The sequence below is a fragment of the Serratia sp. 2880STDY5682894 genome, assembly GCF_001537385.1.
Taxonomy (GTDB): Bacteria; Pseudomonadota; Gammaproteobacteria; order Enterobacterales; family Enterobacteriaceae; genus Serratia; species Serratia nevei.
Genome location: NZ_FCJA01000005.1, coordinates 19,300 through 33,090 on the forward strand (window position 1 = coordinate 19,300; position 13,791 = coordinate 33,090).

Annotated in this window: 10 protein-coding genes; 8 read left to right on the plus strand and 2 right to left on the minus strand. The window is 47.6% G+C overall.

The window, feature by feature from the left end; translation table 11 throughout:
* Window positions 1–663 precede the first annotated feature (663 nt).
* Both AWX27_RS12760 and AWX27_RS12765 read right to left on the minus strand, forming a co-directional pair.
* Window positions 664–1,266 (minus strand): DUF2913 family protein, encoded by a 603-nt coding sequence (locus AWX27_RS12760; protein WP_158524203.1) that lies wholly within the window; start codon window positions 1,264–1,266, stop codon window positions 664–666.
* A 345-nt stretch (window positions 1,267–1,611) separates the two neighbouring features.
* Window positions 1,612–2,436: an HpcH/HpaI aldolase/citrate lyase family protein gene (locus AWX27_RS12765; RefSeq protein WP_060423102.1), complete on the minus strand. Its 825-nt coding sequence runs from the start codon at window positions 2,434–2,436 to the stop codon at window positions 1,612–1,614.
* Between the two features lie 216 nt (window positions 2,437–2,652).
* Between AWX27_RS12765 and AWX27_RS12770 the strand changes: the two genes are divergently transcribed.
* Genes AWX27_RS12770 through AWX27_RS12805 form a run of 8 tightly spaced genes read left to right on the plus strand, consistent with a single transcriptional unit; the run spans window position 2,653 to window position 13,785 of the window.
* Window positions 2,653–4,512, plus strand: a complete 1,860-nt coding sequence (locus AWX27_RS12770) for an IucA/IucC family protein (protein WP_060422613.1) — start codon at window positions 2,653–2,655, stop codon at window positions 4,510–4,512.
* Between the two features lie 34 nt (window positions 4,513–4,546).
* Window positions 4,547–6,652 carry a TonB-dependent receptor gene (locus AWX27_RS12775; protein WP_060423105.1) on the plus strand — a complete coding sequence of 702 codons (2,106 nt, stop codon included), beginning with the start codon at window positions 4,547–4,549 and terminating at the stop codon, window positions 6,650–6,652.
* A gap of 11 nt (window positions 6,653–6,663) precedes the next feature.
* Complete coding sequence (locus AWX27_RS12780; protein ID WP_060422618.1) at window positions 6,664–8,064, plus strand: Y4yA family PLP-dependent enzyme; 1,401 nt, start codon at window positions 6,664–6,666, stop codon at window positions 8,062–8,064.
* Window positions 8,065–8,075: 11 nt separating this feature from the next.
* On the plus strand, window positions 8,076–9,089 hold the full coding sequence (locus tag AWX27_RS12785; protein ID WP_060422622.1) for a PLP-dependent cysteine synthase family protein: 1,014 nt from the start codon (window positions 8,076–8,078) through the stop codon (window positions 9,087–9,089).
* Window positions 9,089–10,246, plus strand: coding sequence for an NAD/NADP-dependent octopine/nopaline dehydrogenase family protein (locus tag AWX27_RS12790; RefSeq protein ID WP_060422625.1), 1,158 nt, complete (start codon window positions 9,089–9,091; stop codon window positions 10,244–10,246). The genes AWX27_RS12785 and AWX27_RS12790 overlap by 1 nt, the downstream gene beginning before the upstream one ends.
* Before the next feature lie 2 nt (window positions 10,247–10,248).
* Window positions 10,249–11,475 carry an MFS transporter gene (locus AWX27_RS12795; RefSeq protein WP_060422630.1) on the plus strand — a complete coding sequence of 409 codons (1,227 nt, stop codon included), beginning with the start codon at window positions 10,249–10,251 and terminating at the stop codon, window positions 11,473–11,475.
* A complete protein-coding gene (locus tag AWX27_RS12800; protein WP_060422633.1) occupies window positions 11,472–12,632 on the plus strand; it encodes an ABC transporter substrate-binding protein in 1,161 nt (386 codons plus the stop codon). The genes AWX27_RS12795 and AWX27_RS12800 overlap by 4 nt, the downstream gene beginning before the upstream one ends.
* Window positions 12,601–13,785 carry an aminotransferase class V-fold PLP-dependent enzyme gene (locus tag AWX27_RS12805; RefSeq protein ID WP_060422638.1) on the plus strand — a complete coding sequence of 395 codons (1,185 nt, stop codon included), beginning with the start codon at window positions 12,601–12,603 and terminating at the stop codon, window positions 13,783–13,785. Before AWX27_RS12800 ends, AWX27_RS12805 begins: the two co-directional genes overlap by 32 nt.
* Window positions 13,786–13,791: the final 6 nt, after the last annotated feature.

Genomic DNA, 13,791 nt, shown 5'->3' on the forward strand with positions numbered 1-13,791 from the left:
CGCTGATATAAAGGCCTGACTTGCTACTATGCCATCAATGGCAAGAAGGATGGGAAGATGCTGATGTTTCGGCTATGTACCGAACTAAGAGTGGGTCTAATAGAGCGATTATGAGGTTCTTAATCGATAGCCTAATTATCTTAGATGAGATAACTTCTCCTTAGGCGAGGTGAAAAAATTTTTTCTGGGTGTTAACAAACGACTCTATGTGCTGAAACTTGCAAAGTTAGATGATGGCAACCTTGTCATGTATAACGGCAGGATGCCAGAGAGGCTTTGTTCCGCGCCTAAAAAATAGGGTACGCATCCCATAATGTATCCACTATGGGATGGGGTTGATGGAACATAATTGAAGATTGCAAGGGCCTCTTAATGGGCCTCTTCTTGTTATGTCTCTTTGGTAATAAAAGCTTACTTGTCTATGGAGTATAGACCACTTCGCAAGGTGGGTTGCCTGTATTCTCCCGGCAAGAAAAAAGCATTCCTTCGGTAATCTGTTTGTTATCCTGCGTGATCCTCCCGTAGTAATAGACTTTTTTCCACATTATCTCGAGCGGCTGCTGCATCATTGGCGGCAAGGCGGCTAATTTTCTTTACACTGGCGCTGGCCATTGTGGCACGACTCAGCCGAGCGTGCAGGGCTGCGTGATTGGATATAAGTGCTTATTGGGGAAACAGCACGACCCGATGGAAGAGCTCGCCTCTCTCAATCAGCTTTGCAGAAATAGCTGATTGGGCCATTAGCGCCAAGAGTGATTCAACATCTCCAATGATGCGTAACTCTAAAGTATTGGTTAACTCACCATTATCGGAGAACGCTGCTCTTAACGTATTTTCTTCCGTGTAAAACTCATTGGGTGCAGAAGATGCAGAAAAGCGTTCATCTTTCCAGATGTGGCTGTCCATGATGAAGTTTTTCCAACCTTGCTCTCTCAGTTTCTCGGTAACATAGGTGAGTCGAAATAAGTCCGATTGGGTGATGAGGGGGTCAGTGCAGGATCGCCACAGGTATTGCAGTTTTTCACGCAGCTTGCTGGCGGGGCCTTTTCTCCGTCCCTGCTCAAGCAGGAGTGCAATATCAATGGCAACACATTTTGGAAACCGCTTTTGTTTTTGAGCCGTAGCCAACCAACGAACCAAAAACAGATGTTCAGTCAACGGCGTACTGGCAACGCCTTCCTGGCGAGCAATACCCAGCCCAACAAGAGCACAAAAGGCCAGATGGCTCAGTGCTGATAGTGTAATTTCGGGGGGATTGCTTTGCATAGCAGTCTGCATCTTCGTCCCTATGATTTCAGTCCCTCTGACATCCTTGCCAGCGTAATAGTGTTACCCGATGCTATCATGAATTCATAAGAAAATCTTACCAAAATGAGCGTTGTGACAACATGCCTGGTTTGTGCGAAATGCAGCGCCTCTATCGCAGACTCGGGCTCCTTACTGGAAGGCTACTCTTTGCTTGTCGGACACTCTCTCCGGGGCAAATGCTTTGGCCTGACGTTAAATGATATCGAACGGTTAAATATATATAGAGAGAGTTTATCTATAACCACTCAAATAATAATTATGATTAATATTATTTGAGTGGGTTGCTAATATGTCCATTCTGATTTATTTATTGTCCATTAAACGGGCCGCCTGTTTTATTAAAGGTAAATCTACCATCGAACCTCCGATCTGGAATGCATAACTCTCTCTGGACTGTTTTAACACTTCTTCAGCCCATTTAATTTGTTCCTCAGTAGGGCTAAATGCTTTGGCAACCACATCGACTTGATCCGGATGAATACATAATTTCGCACTGAATCCAAGAGATCGGGCATGGCAGCAATCCGTTAACAACGTTTCGGGCGTACAAAATTCGGGGGTGACGCAATCAATAGGGGGCGGTAGGTTGGCAAGCCGTGAAGCCACCACGATACGACTTCTCGCATAGAGAAGTGCCTCAGGTGTTTGCAGACAATTAATATCGTGCGAATAATCTAAAGAGCCGAACGCTAATCTGACCACACCGCTACAGGCTATACTCTCACAGTGATACAATCCTCGCGCCGTTTCTATGATGCCGATAAAGGGTAGCCTTGATATTCCGGCATTAAGCCTCGACTTCAAATGGTTTATCGTTTCACTGCATTCCAGTTTTGGCACCATCACACCCGTAATCAATGGCTTATTTAATGAATTGAGTAAACTGATGTCGTCATCAAATTCCTTGTCGTTTGGATGATTTATCCGGATATATATTCCGGTTTTAACGCTGCTCTTATTAATTTTATGTAGCCAACTCAGAACGTTATCACGCCCAAGGGGCTTTTCGTTCGGATGAACAGCATCTTCAAGATCAATAATGATCGCATCGGTACCACTGGCCAACGCCTTCGAAAACATTACCTCTTTATTAGCAGGGATAAACAAATAGCTAATCTCTATACTCATACCTTGTCCGCCTAAGTAATTGATATAAATTGATTCTCTCATCATGGATTACAGTTATGAGAATGATATTGATTATCATTTACATGAATTTATTTTGATGGTAGCGTAGTGACTGAAAGTTTTCAAGGAACCTGAGAGAGCAATGAAATATCACGTTGATCTTAAGGTTCTCAATTTACGCCTAATCGTTTCAACCCTCTTACTTTGGGAGAAAATATGATGGAGCTGGCAGAGGAGAATGGCTTTGCGAGACAGGCACTTTCAACACAACCTGATTTTTCGGCTCGTAACGCACTCTCTCGAATAATTCGTTGTCTTTTTTCGGAAAAACTACTTGATGAAAAGAAACTTGAGATTTTCGATGATAAAAGTAGGGTTAATTACCGCCTCTCTGATGGAGAATATACCCTTCGGCTAAATCTAACGGCGGTTTTTCCGGCGAATAGTGTTATTAATCGTGGTGATATTATCCTCGAGGCAGCCGACGGGAGCAAAACACCGATTCTGTCACATGAACAACTGATCGACGTCCTGAAAAATGAATTTAGTTTCAGCCCTTCGGCTGAGGGTATAGCTAAATTCAATAAAGATGTTGCTAACAGTATCCATAATGACCGGCTGGCCAGAGCGCATCGGTCAAAATGGCGGAATAGCATTACTAAAGACATGGAGAAAGAGGGGGAGTCTTATTTTGTTAAATGGATAAGACGCCATCACAGTTTGAGAGAGGGGGCGACTCTCCTGGACCAGTGGGGATCTCTGGAAGGCCACCCTTATTATCCTACCTGGAAGTCCCGGCCTGGATTAAACGATGAAGACATCGAGGCCCTGTCCGCCGAATTTGGAGCCCGAGTCATTCTTCGCATGGGAGCCATACAGGCCGACATGGTTTATTGCGAGAAGATGCCTCATGTTCAGGATACCCATCAATGGCTGTCATCGGCCTTTCCTGGCGTCTGGAGTGAATGGTGCGCCTGGCTCGAAAGTCAACATCACAACCCTCAAGAATGGCTGCCCATTCCCCTTCACCCCTGGCATCTTGAACATTGGGTCTTGGGTCATTTCGCCAAAGAAATAGACGAAGGCATTCTTTTGCCATTTGGTCCCGAAATTGAAACCGCACCCTCAATGTCGTTCAGAACTATGCTTCCGACGGCCCCGGCATTGCCTTTTATAAAATTGCCCGTTGCTATATGGATGACCAGTGAGATGCGTAGCCTCCAGGCTAAATCCATTCACATGGGGCCGCGTATTAGTACGATTATTGAGGATATCCTGGATGTGGAGCAGGGTTTTGACGGCAAACTCGACTTTTTCCGGGAAGATGCCGCATGGCACTTCCGTCATAAAGATCGTATGGATGACGCTGAGGGTAAGTTTCTCTCCGTCGTGTTTCGTAGTACGGATGCGTGGAAAAGAAACGATAATTCATTGGCTATCACGGTTGCATCGCTATTTACCGCCCTCCCGCATAAATCCGATCCCCTTATCAGTGAGCTGATTGCCTTGTCAGGATACACGCCTGAGACATGGTTTCGTCATTACACCCGGATCATACTGAAACCGGTCTTGGCTATGTATTTGATTTATGGCGTGGCGCTTGAAGCACACCAACAAAATACGCAGGTTTTATTTGATGATTCCGGCCGCGCTGTGGCCATGCTTATCCGTGACTTCGGCGATGGCCGCAGCTGGGCCCCGGCACTCCGTAAGCAAGGTTACGAACTCAAGCCTTATATCTGGCCTGGCATTTTACCCACGGTGTTTGAAGATGATATTGAACCCGTCAGAACCTTCGTCGTGGATGCTTGCCTTGTCAGTCATTTACATGAAATCGCCCTTTGCCTGACTCACTTCTATTGCATCCAAGATAACCGTATGTGGAAAGTTATTGGCGAAGAACTTGACCGTGTATTTAAAGAACTTCACCCAAGGCTAGATGACAGCTTCTGGCATCAGGAACGCGAGCATTTTATGAACCATCCCTGGTATACCCGCTCATTAATGAGCATGCATTTACAACAATATACTGATTATCGACTTCAGCACGGCCTTAATAATCCTTTAGCTGATTGATACGCCGGTAACTCTGGGACTCGAGATAATGGTTATGAATCGTAGAAAGAAGTTTCTGGTTTTGGCTGTTGTAGAAATTTTAATTCCTTATATTGCGAACGCGGAAGATACCGTTGTCGTTACCGCCGACAGTGCTGTTACACAAACTGAAGATGAACTATCCAAACAAGCCAACATTGGCTTATTAGGAAGTAAAGTCATTCATGATACGCCATTCAGTATCAAGGGATATACCTCGCGATACATTGAAGACAGGCAGGCTAAATCTCTCGGCGATGTTATAAAAAATGATTCATCCGTGCGGGTTACCTCTCCTTCAGGCGGGATCCTGGATTCTTTCATGATCCGTGGATTCCCTATTGGTGAAGGCAATACCGGTGAAGTGGCACTCAATGGTGTCTATGGTGTGGCACCAAATTATCAATTATTGCCGCAATATCTCGAACGAATAGAGTTACTGAAGGGGCCGGGCGCGGGGCTCTATGGGATGTCCCCGAATGGAGGGGTTGGCGGTGTCATCAACGCAGTGACTAAAAGGGCTACAGCTCAGGATATTAAACGACTCACCACCACCTGGGAGTCCAACAACCAACTCGGTGCATACGTCGATGTCGGTAAATTGTGGGTTACCCCGGACGGTGAGGTGTGGGGAATCCGTTTTAACGGTGGCGGTAGTGGTGGCGATTTGGCACTCGACAATGCCTATAAAAATACGGCATTAGGCGCGCTTGCTCTCGATTATGGGAACGGAGGGGTGAGGGCTTCCCTTGACCTGCTTGATCAATATCAGCGAGTCAAATCCCCAAATCGCCCCTTCACTGTCGCTGCAGGCATTGATGTTCCGGATGCTCCTGATGGTAAGACAAACATCGCACAAAAGGGGATGTGGTGGAAAATCCGGGATCAGGGGGCATTGCTACACACAGAATACGATATTAATGACAACGTGACCGTTTTTGCGAATGCAGGCGGTGGGCGCTCTATGGTTTCACGCATATCAGAGCAAACCCCTAATATTATTAACGACAAAGGGGATGTCGTCTCGACGATTACTAATTTCCGCTTTAAGGTGAATCGTTATACTTTAGAAGCTGGCGCAAGAAGTTATTTTTCAACCGGTTCCATTGATCATCAGGCGACGCTGCAGGTCAGTTATTACCATGATCGCCTCGCAATCGCCAGCACTTGGGGGCAAACGGTAGATTCCAATATTTATTCCCCGTCAGACGTTGATGTCACCCTGCCTTCTGCGCCAGCCAGAGTATCAAAAACCTCCTCCAGCCAGTTAAGTGGTCTCGCGCTTGCAGACACAATGACCGTACTGGATGGACGTGTTGACATCACGCCAGGCGTGCGTCTCCAAAGGGTTCGTGCCGATAACTTCGCCGCTAATGGCGATCGTTCATCCACCTATGATGACTCTGCCGTCACTCCGATGCTTGGCCTGGTTTACCGTCCCTGGAAACCCGTTTCGCTGTATGCCAACTACATTGAGGGGCTCAGCAAAGGTGATGTTGCCCCTGGTACGGCACAAAACGCAGGTCAGGTGATGCGTCCATACCGATCGCGTCAATACGAAGTGGGCATTAAATACGATGAGGCGGGAATCCAAAACAGTCTTGCTCTTTTCCAGATCACGAAGCCGAGTGGTGCAATCGACAGTAACAATACATTCAATTCCAATAGCGAGCAGCGGAACCGAGGAATTGAACTGAATATCTCCCATAAACCTCTTGATAATTTGCGAATGTCAGGAAGCCTTTCCCTGATTGATGCTGAGCTCACCAAATCTCCCTCCACCGGCGTTCGTGGTAACAAACCCGTTGGCGTCTCCCCGGTACAAGCAAACGCGGGTGTGGAATATGACCTCCCTGTCCTACGGGGATTGTCCCTGAACAGTCATGTTAATTACAGCGGGAAGCAGTACGTCAATCAGGCGAATACGCAGTCTATCCGTTCTTGGACAACGGTAGATATGGGGGCTGCCTATAAAACGCGTGTGTACGGTACACCGGCAACTTTCCGCTTTGATGTTCAGAACGTGTTAGATCGCCATTATTGGGCTGGCGTGGCGTCATACAGCACCATTGCGCAGGGAGCGCCACGCACCTTCCTTGCATCGGTAACCATTGATTTCTGAGAGGATTTAATATGGCTTCGCTGTTAAATACCTATTGCCGGGAAACCACTTCATGGCGGGTAAGCCCTGCCAGAGAATTACCCCCCTATGTGGATCCTGTTATTGCCCGATGGTTAGAGACGTCCCCTGATACTCTTGTTCGCTTATCAGAAATTTACGGTTCTCCGCTCAATATTGTTTGGCCGCATACCGTGGAGAATAATTTCAATGCGATGGCTGCTATTACGGCGGGATTTGGTATTGAAGCGAAATTTTATTATGGCGTTAAAGTCAATAAATCACAGTCGTTATTACAGGCTGCCGTCGCTGCCGGAACAGGGGCTGATGTATCCAGCCTGCATGAGCTCAACGATGCTATCCGCGCTGGATGCAGAGGCACCGATTTGTGTGCCACCGGTCCTGCAAAAACAATACGTTTTTTGCAGGAGTTAATTCTGCAGGGGGCGCGGATTGTCGTGGATTCAGTCGAGGAAATGGACGATCTCATGGAAGTAGCTAAATGCTGGAAAAGCCCGACAGGCCGAATCAGTATACTACTGCGCCTTCGCCCCGCGTTCAGCCATACCAGCCGTTTTGGTATGTCATCCAGTGAAGTGAGTGCCGTGCTTCAGAAACTCGAGACCTGTAATCCATTAAAAATCGATGGCTTCCATTTCCATCTTAGTGGCTACTCGCCCGTATCCAGGGTTAACGCTTTTTTTGACACATTACCGTTGATTGCCTGCGCCCGTAGTCTTGGCCATTCCCCATGCATTATCGATATCGGGGGAGGGTTGCCCGTTCAGTATGTAGAGGGGAATTGCTATAAGGCATGGCTATCCTCACAGACGCAGGAAAACTATCGTACTCGACGGGTCCCGGATGCTTTCTATCCCTATGGTGGTGATATAAACGCTGAGCACTGGCTCACTCAGTTTCTTGGCGGCGCGGGCCCTGTGGGTAAAAGAGTCTGCGATGCATTAATCGATGAAGGATTAACGCTGTGTGTCGAGCCCGGAAGAAGTCTGGCCAACCAGAGCGCCATAAGTGTTTTTCGTGTATGTCGAGTCCGGCCTCACGGTGATTCCGGATACGTTATTTTTGTCGAGGGAAGTAGCTTCAGTGCATGCGAAACGTGGTTTAACTCTGAATTCTTAAGCGATCCGCTTCATATTCGTCAGAATTCTCATGAGCCATCTCCTGCTGCGAAAGCATGGATTGCGGGTCATAGTTGCCTTGACGAGGACGTTATAACTAACCGTCTGATTGCATTCAAGCACCTGCCTGAACCGGGCGACTTGCTGATATTTGCCAATACCGCTGGTTACCAAATGGATTTACTGGAAAACCAGTTCCACCGGCACCCGCTCCCCACAAGACTGACCGCTGTCATGAGCTCGCGCCAAAACCTCATTTTTACCGTTGACAATTAAGGAGTTGTAAAATGATCTTCAGAAAAGTAACTGATTTGATTGGCAATACTCCCGTCATTCAATTACCGCTGGCGCAATCTGACTCTCGTCTTTATATCAAAGTGGAGAAGAACAATCCTGGCGGGAGCATGAAAGATCGCATGGCCAGAAATATGATTGTTGCGGCGCTGAAATCAGGGCGGATCCAACCAGGTGGGACGATTGTTGAATCATCATCAGGAAATACGGGGATCGGCCTGGCCATTGCGGCTATCGAATTTGGGCTTAAATTTATTGCAGTGGTGGACCATCATGCCGCTCAGGATAAAATTACCATCATGCGAGCTCTGGGAGCAGATATTCGTTACGTTAAGGGTAATTATGGTGAAAATGAAGTCGCGGTTGTGGAACGACAGCGTATGGCGGCTGAAATTGCAGGTGAAATACCCGGCGCAGTTTTCATGAACCAATCAGATAATGCGGCCAATGCCGGTGGATATGCAGACCTGGTGCGTGAAATTATCTGCCAGATTGGCAAAGTCGACGCGTGGATTGGATGTGTTGGCACTGGCGGTTCGATGACAGGGATAGCGCATGGCCTCAAGGTTCATAATCCGGATACAGTTACGATCGCGGTAGAGCCAGAAGGCTCTATCGTATTTGGCAAGCCAGGAAAACCCTATTATCAATCAGGGACCGGCACACCGGAAGGAGACACCGTCGGATTAGTTCTGGATTACAGCTGCATTGATTATGGTGAACAGGTTTCCGACGTCTGCGCTTTTGAAACTGCACGCTATCTTGCGCGCCGTTTCGGGCTGCTTGTTGGCGGTTCTACCGGTGGTGCAATATATAAAGCGTTGGAATTTATCAATAATGGAACGATTCGGGGGAATGTGGCTCTCGTTATTGCAGATGGCGGTGAAAAATATCTAAATACGATCTTCAATGAGGAGTGGCTCAAAGAACGGGATCTTCTCTCCGAGCAAGTCTGGGAGAAACTTGATGGCTGGTTTGCACTCTCTTCTGTTCAGGAGGGAGAATAATGTTCTCAGGCGAGAAGTTAAGGGTAACAATATGTGGGGCCGGCCGTACGGGCCACCTTGCTGCCATTTTATTCAGTCAAAATCCCGCAGTTGCAGTAACTCTTTACACTAGCCGGCCAGAAACTGTCACCGCATATCAAGGCAGTGGCGCTCAGTTGCATGCGATCATGCCTGACGCAAATGTCATAAAAGCCTCTGCCGTCAGGATGACGGCGTCAGTCGATGAAGCCTGCGCCGCTGCAGATCTCATTATCATTACTGCCCCAAGCCATGTACGCGAAAGCGTGCTTCAAAGCATCGCGCCAGCGCTGCCCCGGCATAAGCAGGTCTTCGTCGGAGCCATTCCCGGTTTTGGCGGATTTGACTGGCTGGCAGAAAAAGCATTTGGAGGCTTATCGAATATTGTTATATGGGGCATGAAAGATGTCCCCCATATTGCGTTTGATCTTGTACCCGGAAAAAGTGTCAGGATAGGGGGGGAGAAATCACAGTTGTACGTGGCTGTTCATCGCCGGGAAACACCTGAGAATACCGATATTCTGCTTGATTATCTGAGGCAGCTTTATGAGGCTCCCGTCACTCTGCTGTCTAATTATCTGGAGATTACCCTTACACCAGGAAATCCAATCATGCACAGTTCCGTCATTTATGGCCTCATCGGCCCATGGGGGCAGTGGCACGGGCATGCTTTCAATCATATTCCGTGTTGGTGGAGTGATTGCCCTGAACTCGGTGCTTATTTCCTTGCTCGCTGTGATGAGGAAAATCAGGCCTTATGTAAAGCTGCCGAACTTTCACTGGGTATCGATCTCAGCTCTGTGCAGCCATTGAAGCAGGAAATAGTCGAGGCATACGGTGACTCAATTTCTGACCCCAGAACACTCCTCAGTATTTTACGAACGAATAAGGCCTATGAGGGGATCCCGCTGCCTCTGATCCGCGAAGGGCGATCCGACACTTTTATTTTTGACAAAAACCATCGGGTCTTTCGGGAAGATATTGGCTGCGGTTTAAGCCTGCTGGTTTTAATCGGCCAGAGGCTCAAGGTGCCAACACCATATATAGAAGAAATCTATTACTGGTGTTGCGAGTATATGGGAGGGAAGATTGCCCGCTCCCCGCTCCCCGCCGATTGGCCAACGATAAGGAGGGAATGAGGATGCGCGTAACGGGCAGTGTGACTTTTATTGTCCAGTTTCTGTTTATCGTGCAACTGCTTTCGATGGGAGCGATGGAAATGAGCGGCCCTTTTTGGCCGCTTCATATCGAAAGCATGACGTCCACAGAACTACTGAGCATCGCTGGCACAGGGGTGTATATAGCACCGATGCTTGGCGTTATGCTAACCAGCACATTCTGGGGGCGGGTAGGCGACAAAACGGGCAATAAAGTCATGATGATCCGCGCACTGATGGGCCTGGCATTAACGCAACTTGGGCTTGCTTTCGCCAATGACGTCTGGCTGGTGCTTATTTTACGTTTTTTACAGGGTACCTGTGCGGGTTATATTGCGCCGGCGCAGGCCTATGGTATTGCAATGGTGCCAGCGGCACAGCGTACGAGACTTTTTGCCTGGTTGCAGGTGTCGACCAACGCAGGCTCTTTGGCAGGGGCGATTATCGGGGGAGCCATTCTCGATCTACTGAGTTTCTTCTGGATAAACGTCAGCGCATTCATTATTTGTACGCTATGTGCACTGATTGTTCTTTTCATATTACCTGCTGATGCTCCTCATGGAGTCTCGTCTACTTCAGCTGTTCATTCAAAAGATAAGAAAAGGACTCCAACTGGAATCAACAATGGCGTCATTGTTGGCTTACTGACGGTTCTTGGCTTGTTATTAATGAGCCGCATGATTACGCAAACGCCTTTTTCTCTTTATGTCAGCACGGTGTTCAATGCCCCTAATTGGCTAACAGGATTAGCTTATGGATTACAGGCTACGGGAGTGATTGTATCAGCGTCTCTCTGGGCAAGATGGTTTGAAGCGCACGATATAGCCAGCACGCTCTACCGAATGGTGGGGATCATCATGGGATGTATCCTGGTAACACTGCTGCTGGCTACAGTAAGGGAAACCAGCTGGTTTATCGGGCTTTATTTTTTATGGGGAATTCTCCTTGGCGCAACCACGCCTGTGCTTACCGCATTAATTTCGCGCACAACAGCCGAAGGTATGCAAGGGTATATATTGGGGGTGGTCCAGAGCATCAGCCAGTTCGCCTCCATCATAGGTATTGCTTTGGGGGGCGTAGTCCTTCTCTGGCCGGGGTTGTCAGCGTTGTTTCTTTGCGTTGTGGTCATGTATTCCATGACTTTAATGATTACGTTAAAAATCAGCCGTTCTTCAAGGGAATTCAACAAGAAAATAGGTTATGAAAAATGATATTACGACTTGTGCTCTTTATTGTATTGTTAACCTCATCAGTTGCTCATGCTGAACAGACGGTGACGCCTGTAACCGATCTCCTTGGCCGAACCGTTAACATCAAATTACCGGTACAGCGTGTCATCCTTGGGGAAGGGCGCCAACTGTATCTGGTCGCAATGCTTGATAAAGAAAATCCTGCCAAGAGGATAGTGGCCTGGCGGAAAGATTTAATACAGTCAGATCCGGCAACATGGCAGCAGTACCGGCAACAGTTTCCACAACTGGAGAAAATCCCGACATTTGGAGGCAGCGAGCAAGGGACCTTCGATATCGAACAGGCTATTAATTTGAAACCTGACGTCATCATCATGAATATGGATGCGCGAAATGCCATTGTTGACTCAGGGTATGAAGCCGCACTTGCCAGTGCGGGTATCCCAATTGTCTATGTGGATTTTCGGTATGACCCTATTGCACATATTCCTCCTACAGTGAAACTATTTGGCGAGTTATTTGGTCAATCGGAACGCTCTGAAGCCTATTTAAAGTTTCGCGATAGTGAGTTACAACGCGTCATATCCAGGACTTTAAAATTACAGAAGCCATTGCCAAAGGTATTTTTAGAACGTCTTGGAGGTTATTCAGAAGAATGCTGTATGACCTTTGGAAAGGGGAGTTTTGGGCGTTTTGTTAAATTAGCCGGAGGAGACAATATCGCAGCCAATCTTGCTCCCGGTTCATTTTTTACGCTAAATCCTGAAAAGGTGATAGCTGCAAATCCTGATGTCGTCATACTCACCAGCGGGAATTTTCAGGCCTTCGTTCCTGGCGGAAGGTGGATCCCTCTCGGACCGGGCGTCAATATCGAGGAGTCCAGGCGTAAGCTGGCATGGTTCACCACCCGTCCAGCTTATGCAGATAGCACTGCCCGCCGTAATAGCGCATTTTTCGCCATCTGGCATCAGTTCTACAACAGCCCGTATGACGTTATTGCCATCCAGCAACTCGCCAGATGGATACATCCACAATTATTCGCGGACCTGGCCCCTGATGACACATTCCGTCGTATGCATCAGGAATTTCTTCCCGTTCCGTATCAATCCGGGTATATGGTAAGCCTGAAAAAAGAGGAGAATAACCATGACGTTAAGTCTGGCACAACTCCGCGCTGACACGCCAGGGACTGAGCATGTTATTCATTTTAACAATGCAGGAGCAAGCTTAATGCCTGTCCCGGTTATACAGGCTGTGCATGAACACTATTTAAAAGAAATTACCCTCGGTGGGTATGAAGCCGCAGAGAGTGAGCGCCAATGGCTTAGTGATATATATGGTTATCTGGCGAAAATGATCCAGGCAAAGCCTGCAGATATCGCGCTTGTGGAAAATGCTACCCGGGCCTGGGACATCGCATTCTACTCTCTTCCCTTGCGCCCTGGAGATATCATCCTGACTTCGACCACTGAATATGCAGGTAATTATATACCTTACCTGCAACGACAAAAACGTGATGGCATTCAGATCAACATTCTGGAAGCGGATGAGGAGGGGGCTGTTTGTCTGAAGCAATTACAATATGCCCTTGGCAACCCTCGGGTCAGATTAATCAGCCTCCCAATACTGGGAACTCATGGGGGACCAATACAGCCGGTAGAAAAAATGGGCGCCCTTGCTCGTGATGCTGGCGTGTGGTTTTTCCTTGATGCTTGCCAGGGTATTGGACATTTACAACTTGATGTCCAAAAAATTGGGTGCCACGTGTTAACAGCCTCAGGGCGTAAATACCTGCGAGCTCCACGCGGTACGGGTTTTTTATGGATGGACAGCACCCTGAGTTCGAATATTGAACCGGTGTGGCTTGATCACCATGCTGCAAGACTTATAGATGAGCAGAGTTATCATATTAGCGAGGGAGCCCGACGATTCGAATGCTGGGAGGCAAATATCGCTGACAGGCTTGGCCTGGGGGCTGCCGCGAAATATGCGCTTTCGTTAGGGCAGGATAAAGTAACGCAAAGAATTTTTAAGTTGGCTAAGCAACTTCGCTTAGGCCTGAAATGTATAACGCACGTTCAGTTACAGGATAAAGGAGATAATCTATCAGGAATAGTTACATTTACAGTTAAAAATAAAACAGCTGAATCTGTTAAGGAATACCTATCGGCTCAACCACGTCGAATTAATGTCTCATGTTCTCGATTTAGTTCGACATTCATTGACATGCGAAATCGTGGGCTGGAGTCAGTCGTTCGTGCATCCGTTCATGCGTATAACAGTGAAGATGAGATAGATATCTTACTTAATGCCCTTGAAAATTTCAGGTGAGGTGAA

Coding starts and splice junctions, on each gene's coding strand:
- AWX27_RS12760 (WP_158524203.1), bottom strand. CDS start 1,266: ATGCAAAGCAATCCCCCCGAAATTACACTATCAGCACTGAGCCATCTG.
- AWX27_RS12765 (WP_060423102.1), bottom strand. CDS start 2,436: ATGAGTATAGAGATTAGCTATTTGTTTATCCCTGCTAATAAAGAGGTA.
- AWX27_RS12770 (WP_060422613.1), top strand. CDS start 2,653: ATGATGGAGCTGGCAGAGGAGAATGGCTTTGCGAGACAGGCACTTTCA.
- AWX27_RS12775 (WP_060423105.1), top strand. CDS start 4,547: ATGAATCGTAGAAAGAAGTTTCTGGTTTTGGCTGTTGTAGAAATTTTA.
- AWX27_RS12780 (WP_060422618.1), top strand. CDS start 6,664: ATGGCTTCGCTGTTAAATACCTATTGCCGGGAAACCACTTCATGGCGG.
- AWX27_RS12785 (WP_060422622.1), top strand. CDS start 8,076: ATGATCTTCAGAAAAGTAACTGATTTGATTGGCAATACTCCCGTCATT.
- AWX27_RS12790 (WP_060422625.1), top strand. CDS start 9,089: ATGTTCTCAGGCGAGAAGTTAAGGGTAACAATATGTGGGGCCGGCCGT.
- AWX27_RS12795 (WP_060422630.1), top strand. CDS start 10,249: ATGCGCGTAACGGGCAGTGTGACTTTTATTGTCCAGTTTCTGTTTATC.
- AWX27_RS12800 (WP_060422633.1), top strand. CDS start 11,472: ATGATATTACGACTTGTGCTCTTTATTGTATTGTTAACCTCATCAGTT.
- AWX27_RS12805 (WP_060422638.1), top strand. CDS start 12,601: ATGACGTTAAGTCTGGCACAACTCCGCGCTGACACGCCAGGGACTGAG.